The 21,458-nt window shown below is 42.9% G+C and carries 19 protein-coding genes; 11 read left to right on the top strand and 8 right to left on the bottom strand.

Annotated elements, in window-relative coordinates; genetic code table 11:
- The first annotated feature begins 510 nt into the window (after positions 1-510).
- From JFC07_RS07450 to JFC07_RS07425, 6 genes are all read left to right on the top strand, one after another.
- Positions 511-1,119, top strand: coding sequence for a rhomboid family intramembrane serine protease (locus JFC07_RS07450; RefSeq protein ID WP_068406432.1), 609 nt, complete (start codon positions 511-513; stop codon positions 1,117-1,119).
- A 106-nt stretch (positions 1,120-1,225) separates the two neighbouring features.
- Entirely contained in the window at positions 1,226-2,182 is a 957-nt protein-coding gene (locus tag JFC07_RS07445) for a metallophosphoesterase (RefSeq protein ID WP_068406431.1), read from the top strand.
- Between the two features lie 119 nt (positions 2,183-2,301).
- Positions 2,302-2,880, top strand: a complete 579-nt coding sequence (gene purE, locus JFC07_RS07440) for a 5-(carboxyamino)imidazole ribonucleotide mutase (RefSeq protein ID WP_082894341.1) — start codon at positions 2,302-2,304, stop codon at positions 2,878-2,880.
- Positions 2,881-3,099: 219 nt separating this feature from the next.
- Complete coding sequence (locus JFC07_RS07435) at positions 3,100-4,464, top strand: 5-(carboxyamino)imidazole ribonucleotide synthase (protein ID WP_068406426.1); 1,365 nt, start codon at positions 3,100-3,102, stop codon at positions 4,462-4,464.
- Complete coding sequence (locus JFC07_RS07430; RefSeq protein WP_102077572.1) at positions 4,464-4,913, top strand: YaiI/YqxD family protein; 450 nt, start codon at positions 4,464-4,466, stop codon at positions 4,911-4,913. The genes JFC07_RS07435 and JFC07_RS07430 overlap by 1 nt, the downstream gene beginning before the upstream one ends.
- A gap of 322 nt (positions 4,914-5,235) precedes the next feature.
- Positions 5,236-5,874 (top strand): NAD(P)H-binding protein, encoded by a 639-nt coding sequence (locus JFC07_RS07425; RefSeq protein WP_068406419.1) that lies wholly within the window; start codon positions 5,236-5,238, stop codon positions 5,872-5,874.
- 146 nt (positions 5,875-6,020) lie between these two features.
- Here JFC07_RS07425 and epmA read toward each other — a convergent pair whose 3' ends face one another.
- The 3 genes from epmA to JFC07_RS07410 form a co-directional block, all read right to left on the bottom strand.
- Positions 6,021-7,046 carry an EF-P lysine aminoacylase EpmA gene (gene epmA, locus JFC07_RS07420; protein ID WP_068406417.1) on the bottom strand — a complete coding sequence of 342 codons (1,026 nt, stop codon included), beginning with the start codon at positions 7,044-7,046 and terminating at the stop codon, positions 6,021-6,023.
- A gap of 87 nt (positions 7,047-7,133) precedes the next feature.
- Entirely contained in the window at positions 7,134-8,246 is a 1,113-nt protein-coding gene (locus tag JFC07_RS07415; RefSeq protein WP_068406459.1) for a 4-phosphoerythronate dehydrogenase, read from the bottom strand.
- Between the two features lie 150 nt (positions 8,247-8,396).
- Positions 8,397-9,554: an AI-2E family transporter gene (locus tag JFC07_RS07410; RefSeq protein ID WP_068406415.1), complete on the bottom strand. Its 1,158-nt coding sequence runs from the start codon at positions 9,552-9,554 to the stop codon at positions 8,397-8,399.
- 956 nt (positions 9,555-10,510) lie between these two features.
- On the opposite strand from JFC07_RS07410, the gene JFC07_RS07405 reads away from it, so the two are divergent.
- Positions 10,511-12,214, top strand: a complete 1,704-nt coding sequence (locus JFC07_RS07405; protein WP_102077573.1) for an NAD+ synthase — start codon at positions 10,511-10,513, stop codon at positions 12,212-12,214.
- Between the two features lie 295 nt (positions 12,215-12,509).
- Positions 12,510-13,787 carry a polyamine export protein PaeA gene (locus tag JFC07_RS07400; protein WP_198328760.1) on the top strand — a complete coding sequence of 426 codons (1,278 nt, stop codon included), beginning with the start codon at positions 12,510-12,512 and terminating at the stop codon, positions 13,785-13,787.
- Between the two features lie 221 nt (positions 13,788-14,008).
- On the opposite strand, the gene JFC07_RS07395 is transcribed toward JFC07_RS07400, so the two are convergent.
- Positions 14,009-14,773 (bottom strand): YggS family pyridoxal phosphate-dependent enzyme, encoded by a 765-nt coding sequence (locus JFC07_RS07395; RefSeq protein ID WP_082894340.1) that lies wholly within the window; start codon positions 14,771-14,773, stop codon positions 14,009-14,011.
- Positions 14,774-15,034: 261 nt separating this feature from the next.
- Here JFC07_RS07395 and JFC07_RS07390 point away from each other — a divergent pair, with 261 nt between their 5' ends.
- Positions 15,035-16,090 carry a type IV pilus twitching motility protein PilT gene (locus tag JFC07_RS07390; protein ID WP_068406410.1) on the top strand — a complete coding sequence of 352 codons (1,056 nt, stop codon included), beginning with the start codon at positions 15,035-15,037 and terminating at the stop codon, positions 16,088-16,090.
- A gap of 169 nt (positions 16,091-16,259) precedes the next feature.
- Complete coding sequence (locus JFC07_RS07385) at positions 16,260-17,381, top strand: PilT/PilU family type 4a pilus ATPase (protein ID WP_068406407.1); 1,122 nt, start codon at positions 16,260-16,262, stop codon at positions 17,379-17,381.
- A 135-nt stretch (positions 17,382-17,516) separates the two neighbouring features.
- Here JFC07_RS07385 and fur read toward each other — a convergent pair whose 3' ends face one another.
- Positions 17,517-17,951, bottom strand: coding sequence for a ferric iron uptake transcriptional regulator (gene fur, locus JFC07_RS07380; protein WP_068406404.1), 435 nt, complete (start codon positions 17,949-17,951; stop codon positions 17,517-17,519).
- A gap of 312 nt (positions 17,952-18,263) precedes the next feature.
- Here fur and JFC07_RS07375 point away from each other — a divergent pair, with 312 nt between their 5' ends.
- Positions 18,264-18,683, top strand: a complete 420-nt coding sequence (locus JFC07_RS07375) for an outer membrane protein assembly factor BamE (RefSeq protein WP_068406454.1) — start codon at positions 18,264-18,266, stop codon at positions 18,681-18,683.
- Between the two features lie 22 nt (positions 18,684-18,705).
- Here the strand turns inward: JFC07_RS07375 and JFC07_RS07370 are convergent, their stop codons facing one another.
- The 3 genes from JFC07_RS07370 to JFC07_RS07360 all read right to left on the bottom strand — a co-directional run bounded on the left by JFC07_RS07370 (position 18,706) and on the right by JFC07_RS07360 (position 21,170).
- Positions 18,706-19,104, bottom strand: a complete 399-nt coding sequence (locus tag JFC07_RS07370) for an RnfH family protein (protein WP_227514961.1) — start codon at positions 19,102-19,104, stop codon at positions 18,706-18,708.
- Positions 19,092-20,231 (bottom strand): hypothetical protein, encoded by a 1,140-nt coding sequence (locus JFC07_RS07365; protein WP_068406401.1) that lies wholly within the window; start codon positions 20,229-20,231, stop codon positions 19,092-19,094. Before JFC07_RS07365 ends, JFC07_RS07370 begins: the two co-directional genes overlap by 13 nt.
- A 270-nt stretch (positions 20,232-20,501) precedes the next feature.
- Positions 20,502-21,170, bottom strand: a complete 669-nt coding sequence (locus JFC07_RS07360; RefSeq protein WP_068406399.1) for a c-type cytochrome — start codon at positions 21,168-21,170, stop codon at positions 20,502-20,504.
- Positions 21,171-21,458 lie beyond the last annotated feature (288 nt).

The following is a 21,458-nucleotide window of genomic DNA, read 5'->3' as shown; positions in this document are numbered from 1 at the left end:
GCCATAGCTTTTTTTGCCGTGTATCGAAAAACTGGGACTGTGACAGTCGGGGCAACTGATATCTATTTGTGTCTTCATAACCTCAAATATATCATCTTGCTTCGGCTGTCACCCTCCTTTCATCTCCTCAGCATACTTTCTGACACACCACCCTTTTTTTTAAAATTTCAACAAACGTAAAACTGGATAAATATCACCGATTAATGATTTATTTTTGGTAAATATTTATTCTGTCGTTAAACGTTACGGTCAGTATACGAAGCATTACTTAGTTGCCTGTTACGCTGTAATATTATTCAATATAAACGATTATTAAAGCATAATTTTGTCGTCTATTGGTTTTTTGCCTTAGCATCACTGTTATTACTGTTATTACTGTTATTACTGTTGGTGTAAGCCTTAGCTATTTTCAGCATCCATATTTAGTTATTTTTTATCCAACTTATTTGGTCTTTAAGCACTACGCTCTATAACACTGCCCCCTATCAGGCTCGGCCTAAGGACTCTCCTTTGTTCAACCACACGACGCTTATTATCATTATTACGGTTATTGTCAGTTTATTGGCGTGGCAAAACAAAACCCTGTTTAATCGGCTGATTTTTTATCCGCCGGCGGTGAATAACGGTCAATGGGATCGTTTTGTGACCCACGGCTTTATTCACGCCGATGCGATGCACTTGCTGTTTAATATGTTCACCCTGTACTTTTTTGGCCGGGCTATTGAAGGCTTATATCAGCCGTTTTTATTCGGTTATGGTTTTGTGGTTTTTTATGTGCTGGCTATCGTGATTGCCATGGTGCCAAGCTATCTTAAAAATAAAAAAAGCGCCAGTTATTTGAGCCTTGGTGCTTCGGGTGGGGTTTCAGCGGTGCTATTTGCATTTATTTTGCTGGCTCCGTGGGAAAAAATTTATCTATTCGCCATTATTCCTATTCCAGCGATAGTTTTTGCTGTCGCTTACGTCGCTTATAGTATTTACGCCGATAAACGCGGCGGCTCCAATATCAATCACATGGCGCATATGTGGGGCGGCGCATTTGGAGTGATTGCGACCATTATTTTAGAACCTCGCGTCTTGCCACACTTTTTAAATGCGCTATTGTCGCCTGGCCTTTAGAGCGGTTAGTTTTAGAATCTTTAGTTTTAAATTTGCTAATTGATAACGTTTGAAGTTTTGCCCTAATTTGTATTTAACAACATGTTTAAGAATTTGATAAAGAATTATGATTATAGATATTATTGGTGATATTCACGGTTATGCAGACAAGTTGATTGGGCTGCTAAAACAATTGGGTTATGTGCATAATGGCAGCCACTTTGTACCGCCGTTAGGGCATCGGGCGCTCTTTATTGGTGACCTGATTGACCGTGGTTCGCAGCAGGTAGCTACTCTTGAAATTGTTTTTGCGATGCTAGATGCAGGCGTGGCCGATGCGGTGATGGGCAATCATGAATACAACGCCTTGGCTTTTGCGATGCTTGACCCAAAGCAGCCCGAGCGCTATTTACGCTCGCATAGCGATGTTCATGTACGCCAACATGAAGCGTTTTTAGCCGAAGTGTCCTTTGGCTCAGAAGCGCATCAATACTGGTTGCAGCGCTTTTATGAGATACCGCTTTGGCTTGAGACCGATTATGCCTGTTTTGTCCACGCTTGCTGGGATGTCGATAGCATGGCGGTATTAAAACCTTTATTAACTACTGATAATTGCCTAACCCCCGAAGCGGTCATTGCCAGCTCACAAAAACATAGCCCCGCCTATGAGGCGCTTGAGCGTGTGTTAAAAGGTGTGGAAACTGCGTTACCTGAAGGTTTGGTTATGGTCGATAAAGACGGTGCAGCGCGCTCACAAGTACGCGTGCGCTGGTGGCTTGATGAGCTAAATAAGCGGCCTATACATGAAATCGCCCGTGCGCCAAAATCGGGCTTGGCGCAGATTCCAAACGATGCCATGGCAGAGAACATTGAATTTGCCCTTAAAACGCACAAACCCGTGTTTGTTGGGCATTATTGGCTCACTGGCAATCCTGAACCATTGAGCAACCAAGTGGTTTGCACCGATTATTCAGCAGCCATAGATAGCGGTTATATGACCTGTTATCAGCTGGATACTGAGCTGCCATTACCATTGAAAGCCAGTAACTTTGTGCAATATCGCCATGATGAAGGCCCATTATAAATCGATAAAACCGCGACATAAAAAACTGCTATTTAGTCAGCTTTGACATTAAACGACAAACTTGGCTTTACGAAGGCAGCAAAACTTTTGTATGATGGTCTTTTTGAGGATATCAAAGCATGTGCACCACCTCCGCTACTGTGAACCCTACTACACAAAACGCTGCTATTGAGCAAAACGGCCCCATTACCTCCCCTGCTGGTCAACCAAAAGTTGGCATTATCATGGGCTCGCAGTCGGATTGGGCGACCATGAGTGCAGCGGCGCAGTTGCTTGCTGACTTTGATATTGCCTTTGAATGTGAAGTGGTGTCAGCCCATCGTACGCCAGATAGATTGTTCGATTATGCCAAAAGCGCGAAAAATAACGGTTTGCAGGTGATTATCGCTGGAGCGGGCGGCGCCGCGCATCTGCCCGGTATGTGTGCCAGTCAAACGCCGCTGCCTGTGTTTGGTGTGCCTGTTAAATCATCGATGCTTAGCGGTTGGGACAGTCTGCTTTCTATCGTGCAAATGCCAAAGGGCGTGGCTGTTGGCACCTTAGCCATTGGTACTGCTGGTGCCTATAATGCGGCCCTCCTTGCCATTCAGGTGCTGGCCTTGCATGATGAATCGCTTGCCACTAAGCTTGATAACATGCGTCAAGCGCAAACAGAGACCATTCTTGCAAGTCCAACACCCGGTATTATTAATCAATAAAGTAAGCAAGATGAGTTAACCTTTTAGCAAAAACTGCTGTTATCAATACTCTTGCTAGTAATATTTGATACTTACCATGCGCTAAACTTGATATTTATAGCCAAATGAGTTTTACTAAAGATAAGGTGCATACGGTGCACCTTTTCCTATTTCTAACCTTAATTTTTAGCCAATCATTTACTAAAAATCCTTATTCATTTTAAATGTAAAGAGCCTGCCATGACTACCGCCAATGCTTATCCTGTTACCCAAACCATCCGTACCATCGGTATTTTAGGCGGCGGTCAGCTTGGTATGATGCTCGCCCAAGCTGCCCTGCCGCTCGGTTATCAGTGCGTGTTTTTAGAAGACAACGCCGACTGCCCTGCCAGCCTTTACGGAAAAGTTTTTTCTAGCGAGCAATTAGATGAATTTATCGCGGCAGCTGACGTCTTTACTTTAGAGTTTGAAAACACGCCAACGGCGACTGTCGAGCAGTTAGCGCATCTATCAAAATCAGGCAGCAAACAAGGCATGTTTCCGCCACCGCTTGCCCTTGATATCGCCCAAGATCGCTTAAAAGAAAAAGGCATGTTTAATGAGCTTGATATCGCCACCGTACCATTTATGGCGGTCAATTCTGAAGCTGAATTGAAGCAAGCTTGCGCTGAGCTAGGATTGCCGATAGTGCTCAAGACCAGCCGCGGCGGTTATGATGGTAAGGGTCAGTTTGTCATCAAAGAAGACAGCGATATCAAAGCCGCTTGGCATGAGCTAAAAGACGCGGTTAGCGGTAAAGGTTCATTAACCCCAACGCCTGCGCCATTAATTGCAGAGGGCTTTATTAACTTTAGCCGTGAAGTGTCTATCATTGCCGTACGCGCGCAAAATGGTCAGGTGCGCTGCTATGATTTGGTCGAAAATCACCATCATCATGGTATCTTAGCCAAAACTCGCGCCCCAGCCGTTGGTACCAGCCATTTATTTCAGCAAGCAACCGATGCCATTACCACGGTGATGAATCACTTGGGTTATGTCGGTGTGATGGCGCTTGAGCTGTTTGTGAGTAAAGATGCGCGCGGTAACGATTATCTGCTAGCCAACGAGATTGCTCCGCGCGTCCATAACTCTGGACACTGGAGTATCGAAGGTGCGATTACCAGTCAATTTGAAAACCATATCCGCGCGGTGGTCAATCTGCCCTTAGGCGATACCGACAACGTCCATCCAGCAATTATGCTCAACGTCTTAGGTCAATATCCTGATATCAGCGCGGTGCTCAATATCGATGGCGCCCATTATCATAGCTACCATAAGGCTGAGCGCGAAGACCGTAAAATTGCCCATATCACCTTGATGCCAAATGACGTGGCGGATTTAGAACCTGCGCTAGCAAAACTGGTTGCCGTCTTACCAAATAAAGTGGGGCTTGATAAAAAACTGGCGCCAACCATGACCGATAAGCAAGCACTTGTATCTGTACCAGAGCAATCTACCAATGCCGAAACTGAGCGTACTTTAGAAAATACTAAAAGTGACGTGAAAGGTAGTCAAAAAGATGCCTTAGCAGAGGCATTATTAAAGACCGATAAGGCTGAGAAATAATGCAGATTTGGGTAGATGCCGATTCGGTGCCATTGATTGCTAAAGACTTAATCATCAAAACGGCTGAACGTACCCAAACGATGGCGATATTTGTTGCCAATCAGCCGATTAAATTGCGCAAATCACCGCTGCTTGTCATGACCGTGGTGCCGTCAGGGTTTGATAAAGCTGATGATTATATCGTCGAGCAAATCCAGCCAGGTGATTTGGCCATTACTAGCGACATTCCTTTGGCCAATGACATTTTGGATAAAGGCGGTATGGTTTTGACCACCCGCGGTGTGGTTTATGATAAAAACAATATCAAGCAAAAGCTCAATATGCGCGACTTTATGGATACCATGCGCGGTACAGGCGTGCTTGAATTGCAAGAAATGAGCGGGCATAAACCTTACGGCGACCGCGACAAGAAAGCCTTTGCCGATGGTCTTAATCGCTTGGTTCGTTAATTGGTGCAGTCATTTCTTTTACTTATCAATTTGAAAACCCTACTTTTTAAAACTTCTTAAAAAATTTCTTATCTCTCTAAATATTAACCTTCACAAAGTCCATTCTTGCAAACCCTATACACTCCATAACCAAACACTATGCAATCAGCACGCTTCATAACGAAGTGTGCTCGTCATTATTGTTAGGCTATATGCAGCTCTTAAAACAAATTATTTTAAAAAAATAGTTTTTGATTAAACGGTTCTTGAATAATCAGTTTTAAAACATAAATCTTTAAATAAAGATAAAGCATATAAAATTCATATAATAATAGGAATGATAATGAAAATATTAGTAATTGGCGCTAGCGGTCGAGTGGGTTCTGATTTGGTTAAACAACTATTAGCGGATAACCATCAAGTGATTGGCACAACCCGTCAAGATGAAAAATTATTTAGCGATAACAATTATAGTCAGTTAGATTTAGATATTACTGCTGAGAAAGACGCCATTCAACAGCAAATTAAATCAGATATCGATGCGGTTTATTTTGTTGCCGGCTCTGGTGGGAAAGATGTCTTAGAAGTCGATTTGCATGGCGCGGTTAAGACGATGCAAGCGGTTCAAGATAAAGGTATCAAACGCTATATCATGCTAAGCACGGTATTTTCCTTAGATACCAGTAAATGGAACCAGCCTGGTATTGCCGATTTAAAAGAATACTATATCTCTAAGCATTACGCCGATCAGTGGTTGGTTAAGAATAGCAGTCTTGATTACACCATTGTACAAGCAGGTGCGCTAAAAGAACGCGCTGGTACGGGTAAAATCATTATTAATGATGATAATGCGGGCGAAAACGCTATTGAAGATGTGGCCATGACGTTAGCAGCGGTACTTAATGCTGATAATACGATTAAAAAAGTCTTTAGTATGCATAATGGTGAGACTGCCATCGATGCAGCGCTGGCTAAACTTTAGTAAGTAAAAGCTATAACAAATAATAAGTAGTTTGTAGTGTAATAAAAAGTACAAAAATAAAAAAACACGTAAGCCCTGGTTTACGCGCTTTTTTCTTATGGGTTTTTTAATCATTGGCGACTATGTCAAAATCTACTAGCAAGCAACTAAGCTAGGCCACTTGGAAATGGAATGACGTCTTCTAAGCTGCTAGCGCCTGTGATGACCATCAGTAATCTATCAATACCGACAGCGATACCGCTACAAGGTATTAAGTCATCAGATGCTGCTAATAAATGCTCATCGATTGGCATTTGCGGCAGATTATGCTGCTTGCGCAATTGATTATCACGCTCAAATCGCGCTCTTAACGCCTGCCCGTCCGCCAGCTCATCATAAGCATTGGCAATTTCAATACCGTTAATATACAGCTCAAAGCGCTTGGCAACTGTATTACCGTCTTTATCGATGGCCGTCTTTGCTAGTGCTGCCGTCGCAGGCGGATATTCTATAATCAATGTCGGCAAATCGTGCCCCAAATTTGGCTCGACGGCATGACTAAACAATAAATCTAACCAACTTTGGCGAATATCTTCTTCACTATTGCTGGCACCATTTTCTGCACTATTAAAATCAAACCCTGTTAAACCTTTGTCTTCTGCCACCGCTTGTAGCGCGGCAAGATTCGCCGTTAAGGGATGAATACCCACAAAATCCATAAAGGCATCGACGTAACGATAATGGCTTAGCACAATCGGATAACCGTAAAGCGCTTCCAATAGCTCGCCCAATTCAGTGCCCATGTCCTCTAGACTATAGTTCGGCTGATACCACTCAAGCATAGTAAATTCAATATTGTGGCGCACGCCTATCTCGTTATCACGAAATACCGGACAAATCTGATAAATGGGCATCTGCCAGCTGGCAAGTAGGCGCTTCATGGCAAACTCAGGCGACGTATGCAGATAATAGGTACAAGGTTTATCTTGATACGTGACCTGCGCCGCTACCGACTGTAAAAAGGTATCGGTATTACCCGCTTGTGAGAGCAACGGCGTCTGCACTTCAAGCACGTGGCGACTGGCAAAAAACTGCCGAATAGCATTGATAAATTGCGCGCGCCTTTGTGCCATCGCTAATGTCATCGTTGGCGCATAACTGGGTTTAGAGGAAAGGTTATTTGCTTGGGTCATTACTCTCTACTGTAGTTTTCGAATAAAAAATCAAATAATTAAAATAGGCTTTGAAATTGAGTTTTAATCTTTAAAGCTGGTTGTCTTCTAAAACTGCCATTCGCGACGTAAATGATAATCTCGGCGCAATTGATCAAAGTCAGTACCCTTTATTTGTCCGTCTATTAATTTATCTCGCAGTGCCGCATCATCTGCCATGATGTCATAAAATTTCACCAATCTATCTGGATGCGCCTTTAATTCAGACCATAAAAACATATTGAGTGGCAGCAATTTATGCATGGTTTGCACAGGGGTCACTGTTAATTTTTCACACAGCGCATCATAAATCATTTGCGTACCGCGGAGCTTACCCTCCAAGGTATAGCCAGCAATATGTGCTGTGGCAATCGCAAGTTTCGATAGCAAACTTTCCGCTATCTCAGGCTCATGCTCAAACACATCAAGCACCACTTGGCGTCCAGTACGGGCAATATCTGCCTGCAAATCACCGGCATTAATCACTGGTCCACGCGCGCTATTAATCAACAAAGTATCTACTGGCATCGCAGCCAATGCTTCTTTATCAATTAAATGACGAGTTGGATAGTCGCTACCATTAGGATTAGTGGCATCTTTTTTATCGGTTAACGGCACATGCAAGCTAATTACATTACTTTGGCTCAATACTTGCTCAAAGCTGGCGTTATTGATGTTCGATGCAGGCAGTAGCGGATCGTAACCCAATACTTGCCAGCCTAAATCATGGGCATATTGCGCAAGAGTACTACCAATATTACCCAGTCCGATAATGCCCAAGGTCGCGGGCGGCGTCGATTGCTGCCAATATTGCGGACGTAAAGTTAAGATAGCGGTCAATACGTACTGCGCAACCGAGTGCTTACTGCAACCTGCGGCATTGGCAAAGGTGATATTGCGCGCTGCCAAATAGGCTTGATCGACATGGTCGGTTCCAATCGTCGCCGAACCAACAAATTGAACGCTATTATTGTTTGCCAATAGCGGCTCGCCTACTGGCGTCACCGAGCGTATCAACAGCACATCAGGTTGACACTCTGCAAGCAAATCGGCATTGATCGCGCGCCCAGCAACGCTAATAATATTTACTGGTCGTTTATTATGTTGCCCAAGCGTCGACGCATTAAAAAACTCATCAAGGCTAGCGATATTGCTATCAGCAACGATAGTTAGAGGACGCATATTTTCATTATTTGAAGCGCTCGCATGTGGCATTTTTAAACATCCCTATTTCTAAAGGTTTATTATCAATGATTGCTGGATTAGCAAGGTGTATTTTTTATAGGTTGGTTTTAATAGTTTTTAAATTGCTGTTTAAATTAAGCACATACCCTAATCCGTAGAAACAATATTTTCGTCTTTATTATTTTGTGCCGTAACTTTTGGTTGCAGCTGGGCGTCAGCAAGCATATCTTCGTGCTGCGCAAATAAATCATTCTTATGCTGCGATATCCATTCACGCCATACTGCAAGGCCGATTGCCAATACCACAGGACCAATAAACAAGCCGACAAAACCAAACGCCGTCAGACCGCCCAATACTCCGATGAAAATAATAATAAAAGGAATTTTGGTCGCACCGCTGATGACGATAGGACGTATAAGATTATCAACCCAGCTGATAACCAGTATACCCCAAAGCGCCAAACCAATCCCTTCTACGGTATGACCTTGGCTTAATAACCAAATCGATACCCCGCCCCAAACAAATGGCGTACCAAATGGGATTAAAGCGATAATAAAAGTGACAATGGTCAGTAGAATAGGACTTGGTGCACCAGCGAAATAATAACCAATACCAGCGAGCAAAGCCTGAGCCAATGCGGTCAAACCAATGCCATAGACTACCGCGCGCGTGGTCGTACCGACCGAATCAATATAACCATCGATGCGATTGCCAATGATATTGCGTAAGGCTTGGCGGATTTGACGTACCAAACTGGTACCATCGCGATAAAAGAAAAACAGCGTCATCAGCGCCATCCCCATTTTGGCAAGACCACTGAAAACGACATCGAACGCGACTTTGCCATAATATAGATGCGACTGTACCCACAGACGAAAGGCCTCTAGCGTGCCTTCTGGGTTTTTATTAATTCTCCACAACACATCTTTGACTTGCTGTCCGATGACGGGTAAGTCCTTGATAGAGTCTGGCACATCCAAATAGCCAACCTTGATACGATAAATTAAGTTGCTAATCAGGCTTAAGGCTTCTTGCTGCAAAATAAAGATACCAGCAACGAGCGGCAGACCTATCATCAATGTGATACTCACCGTCATAATAGCGGCGCTAAAGTTTGAGCTAAAGCGAACGCGCTGATGAAAAAAATTATAAATAGGAAAGGTGACGTACGCCAAAATCGCTGCCCACAGTGCCGGTACAATAAAAAACTGTACGACTTGAAAGCACAATACAATCAGCACCACCAGCAAAGTAATAGCCAATAAGCGCTGAATAATAAATTCTTTTGTCCAGTTTTCGATCATAGCGTATAAACCAAGAGCGGGCAGCAGACAGCCAATTTGGCGCTGCTGTAACGTTTATAAATAGGTGGATAAAAATCACAGACCGTGTCCATTATTTATATCCCTTAGCGAGTGTGTTGCGTTATAAATTCTACGTTGTCAGCTTTGCGAGATATTTGCTTCATAAATTAGGCGAAATCATTGCGGAAAATAAGTCTAATAATAGCGCTACCGTACCATAGCGCGCTTTTATAAACATGTTATTTGGTTATAAAAAACAGTATTCATCTATAAAAATAATTGTGATTCATAAAATCGCTCTTAACTTGCCATTTCTCTATATTTAGAAGAGTAAGCCCAAACATAATAACGGCTTATTATGCCTCAAAGCCTGCCAAATAAATAAGGCTATGTTGTAATCTTTACTTACAATTACCTGCACGCTATCGGCACCAATATTATTAAGTATTAATAGGTACTTTCAAAAATACCTTATTAGAATCATTGCTTTAAAACAATAGTTATTTATCTGCTTTTTAATTACTTGTACGCTGACAACTTGCGCGCTAAATCACTGTGCAGTTCTATTTGTGCAGACAATTGATGTTATACTAAAGGGATTAATTTGCACATTTAAACGCTGTTAAGCAGGTTTGCTGTTATTGGTTTATAGCAAAATCAGCCCTAGCGTTATTAACACTATTTCTGAAAACCTTTATTGATTGCCCTATTCTAAGCGGTTTTAAGCACTACCATTTAGAGCAGCGCCGCATATTTTAGTAATACCGATATTCATTGTATTAATGGCTATCCAAGTGCCGCGCTCAGCATAGGCTCACGATTTATGAGCCTTGATATGGGGGCATAAGTGCATACTCATATTTTGCATTACTTTCATAACCTATTTTGCTTTGGTTTTATTTAAAACCCAGCTAGATTCAATACATTTACACAACCTATTGATAGGAACAATAACAATGTCAAAAGACACCACCAAAGATACTGACAATCCCAACTTTAATTCGTCAAACGAGGCCAATACAGGCTCTAAATCGCAAGACAGCGTTACTTTTGCGTTAGCACAATCGCATTTTTTGGTCGGCGATATCACCGCCAATGCTGAAAAAATGCGCGCCCTTGCCCTACAAGCCCGTGAGCAAGGCGCTGATGTCATCATTTTCCCAGAGCTTGCTTTATTAGGCTATCCTCCGCAAGATTTGCTGCTACGTCCTAGCCTATCTGGCCGTGTCAAAAGCGCGCTGTCTAGCCTGAGTGATATCGATGATATCGTGATGATCGTGGGCTATCCGCATGTCGATCATCATGGTACCTTTAACTCGGCTGCGATTTTGCATAACGGTCATCAAAAAGGCTTTTATCATAAGCAAATCTTACCAAATTATGGCGTTTTTGATGAGCGTCGTTATTTTGATAAAGGTCGCAATCAAGTCTTATTTGACTATAAAGGCATCACCATTGGTCTGCTAATCTGCGAAGATTTGTGGGAAAAAGGTCCGATTGCCGAGCTTAAAAAACAAGGTGCTGACCTTGTGGCCTGCTTAAATGCCTCACCGTTTGAAATTGAAAAACAAGACAATCGTAAAACCATGCTCGCCAAACGTAGCCGCGAAAATAACTTGCCGATTATTTATCTTAATGCCGTTGGCGGGCAGGATGATTTGGTATTTGACGGCGGCTCTATGGCCATCCAATCTGACGGCAGCGTTGCTCATGAAGCGTCGCGCTTTATGAATCAGCTTATGCTGACGACGTTTGACGTAAAAACCGCAAAATTCGATACGCAAACAAAAGCGCCGTTGTCATTGAGCCGCGAGTCGGAGATGTACCAAGCGTTGGTCGTCGGTTTGCGTGATTATGTCAACCTATCCGGCTTTACTGGTATTATCGTTGGCTTGTCGGGCGGTATTGATTCTGCGTTAACCTTGTGTATCGCTGTCGATGCGCTGGGCGCTGATAAAGTTTATGCGGTAATGATGCCGTACGAATATACTTCTCAAATCAGTTTAGAGGACGCGCAAGCGCAAGCGCGCCGCTTAAACGTTTCTTATACGGTTTGCCCGATTTTTGATGCCGTTGAAGGCATCCGTCATACTTTAGCGCCATTATTTAACAAATCGCCTGCTGATACCACCGAAGAAAATATCCAAGCGCGCGCTCGCGGTGTGGTACTAATGGCCTTGTCTAATAAATTTGGGCATTTAGTCATCACTACGGGTAATAAATCAGAGCTAGCAGTTGGTTACTCGACTTTATACGGTGATATGGCAGGTGGTTTTGACGTACTAAAAGACGTTTATAAAACGCAAGTTTATAAGCTTGCCAGCTACCGCAACCGTTTAGAAGACACGCCAGTTATTCCTGAGCGCGTCATCATACGTCCGCCATCGGCTGAGCTACGTCCTGATCAAGAAGACCAAGACAGCTTGCCAGACTATGACGTGCTAGATGGTATTTTGATGTCGTATATCGACGAAGATATGGGCTATCAAGATATTGTCGATAAAGGATTTGATGCCGATTTGGTCGCTAAGGTGATTAAGATGGTTGATAATAGCGAATTCAAACGTGCTCAAGCGCCGATTGGGACTAAAATCAGCCATAAAGCCTTTGGCCGTGAACGCCGTTTTCCTTTAGTCAATAAATGGTCGATAAAAGGCTAAGCGTCAACGACTAAAGTTGCTATTTCAATCTTTTAGATGTCTCTGTAGTCTGAATACACTATCCTTTAGATAAAGGCTAAAAGGTTGAATAACTTTACGTTTCTATATAATTTGATATAATATAATCAGAATGTTTTATAATAAGCTGGGTACTTACCCAGCTTTTTTAGTTTTTATTGATAAAGTTTTCTTTATATAAAACTCTTTGAATAAATAATTAAACCCAGTTCTCTACTTTTCTATATTTCAACTACTTTCAATTTAACTACCCTACCTATCGTTATCCGAGTCCGTCATGAGTTTGCTAACCGCTAGTATTTTTCTTTTATTATTACTGGCTTTGAGTGCCTTTGTTTCTGGGGCAGAAATTGCTATCGCTGCTGGTCGCAAGATTAAGCTGCAAATCATGGCAAAAGAAGGTGAAGTCCGCGCCCTTGATGTCCTGCATATGCAAGAAAATCCTGGTGGATTTATTACGGTAGTGCAAGTCGTGCTTAATGCTGTCGCCATTTCAGCTGGTGCGGTTGGTGAGTCGGCGATTAGCCCGTATTTACAGCTGTTAGTCAAGAATGAAGCGGTGTCATCGGTTATCTCTTTCGTCGTGATTACCAGCTTATTTTCCCTACTTGCCGATTTGATGCCCAGACGTTTGGCGATGTCTAATGCAGAAGTTTTTGCAGTGCGGCTGGTACGCCCTATGATGGCGCTGACATTTATTTTTAAGCCCGTTATTTGGGTCTTTGATGGCGCAGCAAACCTGATTTTTGAGTTTTTTAGTATCTCAACCACACGCCAAGATGATATGACGCCAGAAGACATCTATGCGGTGATGGACGCGGGCGCCGAAGCTGGGGTAATTAAAAAACAAGAACATCATTTGATTGAAAATATCTTTGAGATGCAAGAACGTACCGTTACTTCGGTCATGAATCCGCGTGAGCATATCGTCTATTTTGATAGCAAAACCAGCACCGAAGAAGTGGTTGAGGTAATGATTGCCCAGCCACATAATAAGTTTTTAGTCTGCGAGGAAGACGATTTAGAGCAAATTATCGGCTATGTAGAGTCGCGCAGCTTTCTAGCTTTGGTGCTCAATCAGCAAGAAGTTAGCCTAACCGATAAAGCGCTATTAAAACCGGCGTTATTTGTACCTGACACCTTGTCTTTGTTTGAAGTGTTGGAGATGTTTAAATCGACCGGCGCTGACTTTGCCGTGATCGTCAATGAATATGGCTTGGTAGTTGGTGTCATTACCCTACGCGATGTGATGAGTATTGTCATGGGTGAGCTAGTCACGGTTGAGGAGCAGCCTATCGTGCAACGTACTGATAATTCTTGGCTCATCGATGGTATGACGCCCATTGAAGATGTGGTTCGCGCGCTCGATATCGTTAATTTACCGCGCAGTCAAAACTATGAAACCATTAGCGGCTTTATGATGTATATGCTGCGTAAAATCCCTAAAAAAACCGATACCATCGAATACGCCAACTATCGCTTTGAGATAATCGCGACTGACAATCTGAAAATTACCCAGCTACTCGTCACTAAACTTGAAGAAAAAGTTTTGTAAAAGCTGCATTTTAAAGTGCACTTCACGATAAATAACCGTATAAATTTAGAGAGTTTGAACCCCACTCTCAACTTATTTTTCTAAGGTATTGGTTTACTTAGTTTTTAAAATTTCAGTTAAAACAATTAAAATTTTAAATTCTATAAAAATCAAAGGCCTACGATAAGTTGAGATTGGCGTAGTTTGACCCTCAATTAATGGATTTAATGACATTAGAATAATCAGCCACGCGCGCCAAATATGGCTGTGCCAACGCGTACCATCGTAGAACCATTGGCAATCGCGGCGCTCATATCATCACTCATGCCCATACTCAGCGTATCCCACTGCTTTAATTCCGGATATTCTCGCTTGATACTGTCAAATAATTGTTTGGTTCGAGCAAAGGCGTCGGTATTAGCTTTCGCTGGAATAATCATCAGCCCGCGCAATTGCAAGCGCTCGTAATCTTTAATCGTGCTTATCAAGTTTGGCAGCTCAGCTGGCAAACATCCTGACTTACTGTCCTCGTTATCAATATTGACTTGTATCAACACATTAAGCGCTGGCAGCTCGGCTGGGCGCTGCTCATGTAAACGTTTGGCGATAATCTCACGCTCAAGCGTTTGCACCCAATCAAAATTCTCAGCAATATCACGGGTTTTATTACGCTGGATACTGCCAATATAGTGCCAAACGATGTGTTCGCATTGTGGCTGTTGTCGTAAAGCTTGTATTTTCTCAATAGCCTCTTGCAAGTAGTTTTCACCAAAATCTCGTTGCCCTTGACGCGCCAACGTCGCAATCATCTCAGCAGGTTTGGTTTTAGACACTGCTAATAAAGTGATCTCGTCTTTCTGCCTTTGCGCCTGTACAGATGCTTGCGCCACCTGCTCGCTTACTTGCTGCCAATTTGCAATCAATTCTGCCGCATCAAAATCATCTTCATTGTTTTTTTTATCAGCTAAACTCGTAGCGTTGTTTTGTGGTGTAGAGGTAGTGTTCATAAAAAACTCACAGAAATATTAGGTGATTATTTTATTAATTATAAATAGAAGGAGCTATGAAATTAAGCAGTTAAAATTTTGATAAAAAACAGACATAAACTTATATTAACAAACCAATGTATATTTGGATTATTTTTACATTTTATGCATATAGTAGATGGTTAAATAGTGGCATAGAATCGTAAAGTATCATAATTTCTAAGCGTTTCTTTGTCCATTCTTGTTTGGCTCATTTTTGTCTATCAATAGGGATATTCCACTATGGCTGAAAAGCATCGTTTAAACATCGAAGACTTGTTGCGCTTTACCGTTAAGCACAAAGCGTCGGATTTACATATTTCAGCCGGTATGCCAGCGATGATTCGTGTCGATGGTGAGATGACCCGTATTAATATGCCTGAAATGACGCATCAAGTGGTGCATCAGCTTATTTATGACATCATAAATGATAAGCAACGCGCTGACTTTGAAGAGTTCTTTGAGACCGACTTCTCTTTTGAGATTCCAAATCTAGCACGTTTTCGTGTCAACGCCTTTAATCAAAACCGCGGCGCTGGCGCTGTTTTTCGAACCATTCCTTCTAAAGTTCTCACTATGGAAGACTTAGGTATGGGTGACGTCTTTAAACGAGTATCCGACTTTAAACGCGGTGTGGTACTGGTCACGGGGCCAACGGGTTCAGGGAAATCTACCACGCTTGCTGCCATGATCGATTATATCAATGAAACCCGTAAAGAGCATATTTTAACCATCGAAGACCCGATTGAATTTGTTCATGAGTCTAAAAAGAGCTTGATTAACCAACGTGAAGTCCACCGCGATACTTTGGGTTTCGAGCCAGCATTGCGCTCGGCTCTACGTGAAGATCCAGACGTTATCCTCGTTGGTGAGTTACGTGACCTTGAGACCATTCGCTTGGCATTGACCGCCGCTGAAACAGGGCATTTGGTCTTTGGCACCTTGCACACCAGCTCTGCTGCCAAAACCATTGATCGCGTGATTGACGTCTTCCCTGCAGCCGAAAAAGATATGATACGGGCGATGCTCTCAGAGTCGCTACAAGCGGTCATCTCACAAACGCTACTACGCCGCCAAACCGGCGGACGTATTGCTGCTCATGAAATCATGCTGGGCACGCCTGCGATTCGTAACTTGATACGTGAGAATAAAATCGCGCAGATGTATTCTGCTATCCAAACTGGTGCTGGTGAAGGCATGATTACTCTTGATCAAACGCTTAAAAACTTGGTTTCAAAAGGCACAATCAGTAAAGATGTCGCTCGCCCTTATGCCAAGCAGCCTGAAGCCTTTATTTAGTATGGGTTTACATAGTATTAAAAGTTTTAATATAAATTTTTGTTAAAGTTATAGGTAAACGATGAAAAACTCTTACTCAGCTTTAGTTATTTTAACGGTTGTTGTTATTGCCCGCTTTAAAAGTTTATTGCAGCAGTTTTAAACTATATATTCCAAATGTAGGTACGTTATGGACATTGATAAGCTTTTACAATTAATGATTAATAAAAACGGCTCTGACCTTTTTATTACTGCTGATGTCGCGCCGTCCATGAAAATCAATGGCAAAATCTTGCCGGTGGGTAAAACGCCGTTAACCGCTGAGCAAACCATGAGATTGGTCAAAGGGGTGATGACCCCAAGCCAGCAAAAAGAATTTGACGAAACCAACGAGTGTCAATTTGCGATTTCAGATCAAGCGCAGCAAGCGCGCTTTCGGGTAAGTGCTTTTATTCAGCGCGACATGGCAGGGATGATTTTACGGAAAATCGAAAATAAAATCCCGACCGTTGAAGAGCTACGCCTGCCCCCAGCGCTAAAAGAGCTGGCCATGAAAAAGCGCGGTATTATTTTGTTGGTTGGGGCTACAGGTACGGGTAAATCAACTACCCTTGCGGCGATGATTGGCCATCGTAACCAGAATTCACACGGTCATATTATTACCATCGAAGATCCGATTGAGTTTGTGCATAAGCACCGCGGTTGTATCATTACCCAGCGCGAAGTTGGTATCGACACCCATTCTTTTGAGGCAGGTCTTAAAAACACCTTGCGCCAAGCGCCTGATGTGATTTTGATTGGTGAGATTCGTAACCGCGAAGTCATGAGCTACGCGATTCAATACGCTGAAACGGGGCATTTGGTCTTTGCAACTTTACACGCCAATAACGCCAACCAAGCGATTGACCGTATCATTCACTTTTTTGAAACCAGTCGCCATAATCAGTTGTTTATGGATTTATCATTAAACTTGCAAGCTATTATCGCTCAGCAATTGATTCCAACGCCTGATGGTAAAGGACGCCGCGCCGCTATTGAGATTTTATTAAACTCACAGCTGATCAGCGACTACATCCGTAAAGGCGAGGTGCACGAAATCAAAGATGTCATGACGCGCTCACGTGATAGCGGCATGCAAACCTTTGACCAAGCGCTGTTTGATTTATATAAAAATGGTGAAATCACTTATAAAGAAGCCATTCTGCACGCTGACTCCCCTAACGATTTACGCTTAAAGATTAAGTTAAGTGGTAAAAATGGCAACGTCAACTTAGATGAAGGCGCCGATAGTTTATCGTTAGATATCACTTGATATGGCACTACTTACCTAGAATTTCCCATAAAAAAGCCCTCATCAAATGTGAGGGCTTTTTTGGCGTTTAAGTTAATACTTGAATAGTAATAGACTATAAATTATCAATATCAGATAATTTTTTTTCTAAAACGCTTACTTAGCGTTGTCTCTACAGGCTTGATTATCACAAATACCGTACAGCACCAAAGAATGACCAGATAGCTTAAAGCCATGCTCTGCCGCTACTTTGGTCTGCTCTTCTTCAATGGTTTTGTTATGGAACTCGACGATTTTGCCGCAGACATCACAAACCAAATGGTCATGATGCTCTTCTTGAGTAATCTCAAACACTGATAAATTGTTTTCAAAGTTGTGGCGCTCAACGATACCCGCTTGCTCAAACTGGGTTAATACGCGATAAACGGTTGCCAGCCCCACATCTTCACCTTGGTCAATCAGTGCTTTATATACCTCTTCAGCACTCATATGATGCAGCTCCGCACTTTCGAGCAGCTCTAAAATTTTGATACGTGGTAACGTTACCTTTAAACCCGCTTTACGTAAATCTTGATTGGTAAAAGAAGCCATAATATCCCTTCTGACTATGAAAGTCTTAGCAAATGAATTCAAAAAACAGGAGTTAAATAAACATCAATAGTTAATAATAAGTGCTGATAAAATATAAAAACAATAAAAAATGAACGATTATGCAGAGCATTTTTTGCGAAAAATCGCTGCCAAGTGTTTGAATTTAAAATATAAATAATAAAGGCGGTAAAATAGCACTTGGTAAATAATGTCGTAAGTGGTAGGCAATTGCAAGTAAATGACGTATCATTTGTGCAAGATTGCCTGCAAGACCCACATTATCGGTTTTTAGCGGCGCCTAACCCATTTTTTATGAGTCATTTTACCATGATAAAGACCTTTAATTTTCGTTCGTTAAGCTCTGCAAACGCATTACGTAAGATTGCCATGACGACTATGCTCGGTGCTACTGTGGCTATGTCTGGCTGCTCGTTACTGAGTGTCTATAAGATTGACTTGCCCCAAGGCACTGCCATTACCCAAGCGCAGGCGCAAAAAGTGCAAGTGGGTATGAATCAAAATCAGGTGCTTTATATTCTTGGTAGCCCAGCAATCAGAGACACGCTCGCGCCAAAACGCTGGGACTACATTTACGACTATAAAGCCGGAACAGAAGGTCGCCGTAAAGGTATCGCCGATGTCAAAAATGCCAGCCAGCATTTGATTGTTTATTTCGATGATAACGGTATAGTGACCCGCATTGAAGGTATCGATAGCCTGCCTGCATCATAAGTCTGATAGAAATTTCTAAAAACTAACCGCGAGATTTATTTTTGCGCTGAGACATGGGATCAGCGCTTAAGCTGCGATATACCTCTACCCGATCAGACGGCTGCAATATATAATTGAGTGGCTGCTTTTGCGCGTATACCCCAACATGCCAGCGCTTAGCCGTTGGCGTCATCGTATTGGCAACCTGCTCGCACCAGCTTGCTAGCTCTTCAAACTGTTTTAGCCAACCTGCCTGAGCCAAGGCCTCATACAAAGTTGTGCCCTGCCTAACTTGAACAGTTTGATAATGCTGACGCGTCGCCTCTTCTGCATACGCCAGAAATACTGTTATCAAATCACTCTGCTCAGCCTGAGTTAGGTTAACGTTAACCTCATCTTTATCAGCTGTACTATGGTTAGCAGCAGTCCTCAGCTTAACCACTGCATCACCCAACCGATTAACGCTAACAGTAATGCCAGCGGCACAATAAGGCGTATCGCCACCCGCCACAAGTTATAAAAAGCTTCATTGCCAAAGTTTAAAGACTTACGCAAGTGGCTAATTTTCATCTGCCAACCAGCAAAGACGGACAATAACAGCACGGCGATACTACTGATAATCACCAAAATACCGACTAGCCAATTGGTCGGTATGGCGACAACTAACAATAGCGCTAGCACAAACGTTAACACCACACTGACTAGCAAACCAAATTTATGCGCCAATTGCTGCGTACTATAATGGAGCAAATAGCTGACCACAAACAGCACCCCAACCCAATAAAGTAACTGCCCAATCGGTGGTAGCGCCATGCCACTGATAAATAAAGCGACCACACCAACCACTAGCTGTAATATCCAAATCGGTAATACCAGCTTGGTTGCGCGATATGCTTGCGCGGCACTATTACGAGTGGTTTGCGCATTGTGATTATCAGCCCTTACCGCCGTGACCGTTTGCTTGCTCACTAGGTGTTGACCAAACCAGTATAAACCTGTACCCGCACCGACGCTCACTAATGCCAACGCCACGGCGCGCGCCCACTCGCTCAAGCTGACATCGGTCATGGCAAAAGCGATATTTGGCAGACCGTTGGCCACACCCAATAATAAACCGACCAGCATTAAACCCAAGCCTATTGGTAACGGTGCCACGCCTAGTAAGCTTAATAAGACGGCGATAACCATCAATCCTGCAGCAATGGCGAAGCTTGGTATATTAGGTACGCTATTGAGCTCCGTCAAGGCGGCTAAAATGCCGGTGCTTGCTCCCGATATGACAAGCGCCGCAATGAGGATAGAAACCAGTGCCGCGAGCCAACCAAAACTGCGCCAAAAGGTGCTGGCATCGGCTTCACGCGTAAGCTTTTGCATACCCGCTAAAGGTGCTTCAGCGCTACGATAAGCCAACGCAATTTCCGCATACACAACGGGCAGCGAAACCAATACCATCGCCACAAGCCACAGCAACCAAAAGTCAATCTCGCCTATGGATGCGGGCGCAAACCAGCGAAATAACAATAGCGGTAGCAACGCGGCGATAAAGTAAGAAGCATAGCGAATCATCATAATCTAAATCCAAGCGATTCAAAGTGAATAATAGTTAAGGCTATAAAGTACTGATAGACATCTATATTTTCTATGATAGCGTCATATGAAAGCGCTTAATTCTTATAAGGGTTATCAAAGCTTATGCAAATTATATAAGGACTAACAGTTATAAAAAAACCCCGAAATCGGGGTTTAAGAGCTAAATCATAACGGCGGCAGCAAATTGCTTCACTTATTATATAATCTCACTAAGCGCGTCAAAGTGCGAGCCGCTACATAGGTAGCAGATTAGTGAATCGCGCTCACATAATCTGACAAGATACGAATATCGCGATCAGACAGTTTTGCCGCAACCATCTGCATCATACCCATCTCGCCTTCTTTTTCCGCATCGTTAACACGTTTTTGCTCATCGCTATCGATATCATCAACACGACCAGCAGCACGGAAAAGCTTTAGCTGAGTGGCAATATATTCAGCGTGCTGTCCGCCTAAACGCGGAAATGCAGCCCAAACGTTACCCGCAGCATCTGGACCATGACAGCCTGCACAACCGATCACGCCACGGGATTTGTCACCACCTAAAAACAGCTTAGTCGCTTCTTGCGTCGTCGCAGGATTACCAAATGCGACGCCCCAAGGTTTTTGGCTGGCATAATAGCCTGCGACGTTGGCTAAATCTTGCTGAGATAAATTGGCAACTTGTGACTGCATGATACCGTTTTTACGGTAGCCTGATTTAAAATTGACCAATTGCTTATATAAGTACTTTACGTTTTGACCGCCAAGATTCGGCTGGGCTGGCACAGGACTGACACCATCAACACCATGACAAGCCGCACAAACGGTTTCTGCAATTTGCTTACCTGCATTGACGTCATGTTCAGGAACAATAATAGCAGCTTGTACGCTGAAACTTGCAACACATAAGCTGGCGGCAGCGATTAACTTTTTCATTGATACAAATCCTACTAACTCGACGTAAGCATTATTTAGAGTGATTGCATTATCAAAAGCCGCACCCACTACAAAGATAGCATCTAATCAGCTACGCTATGTATTACGCGGTCTTTATCACAAGCAGCCCGAAAGTACTTACTAATATCAGGGTTTATTTTGGATTATTATAGCAAGACTTTTTACTATTTGCCTACTTAATCGTAGCATTGGTTATTTTTTCTGGCTGTTCGATATTTATTCACTTAATAAAAAAACAAAAAGCGCAATAGGTTTACTCACCCTGCG

Origin of the sequence: Psychrobacter faecalis, from assembly GCF_016107575.1 — a bacterium.
GTDB classification, from domain to species: Bacteria; Pseudomonadota; Gammaproteobacteria; order Pseudomonadales; family Moraxellaceae; genus Psychrobacter; species Psychrobacter faecalis.
Note: the sequence above shows the minus strand (reverse complement) of the source record. Positions and strands in the feature narration are given on the sequence as shown.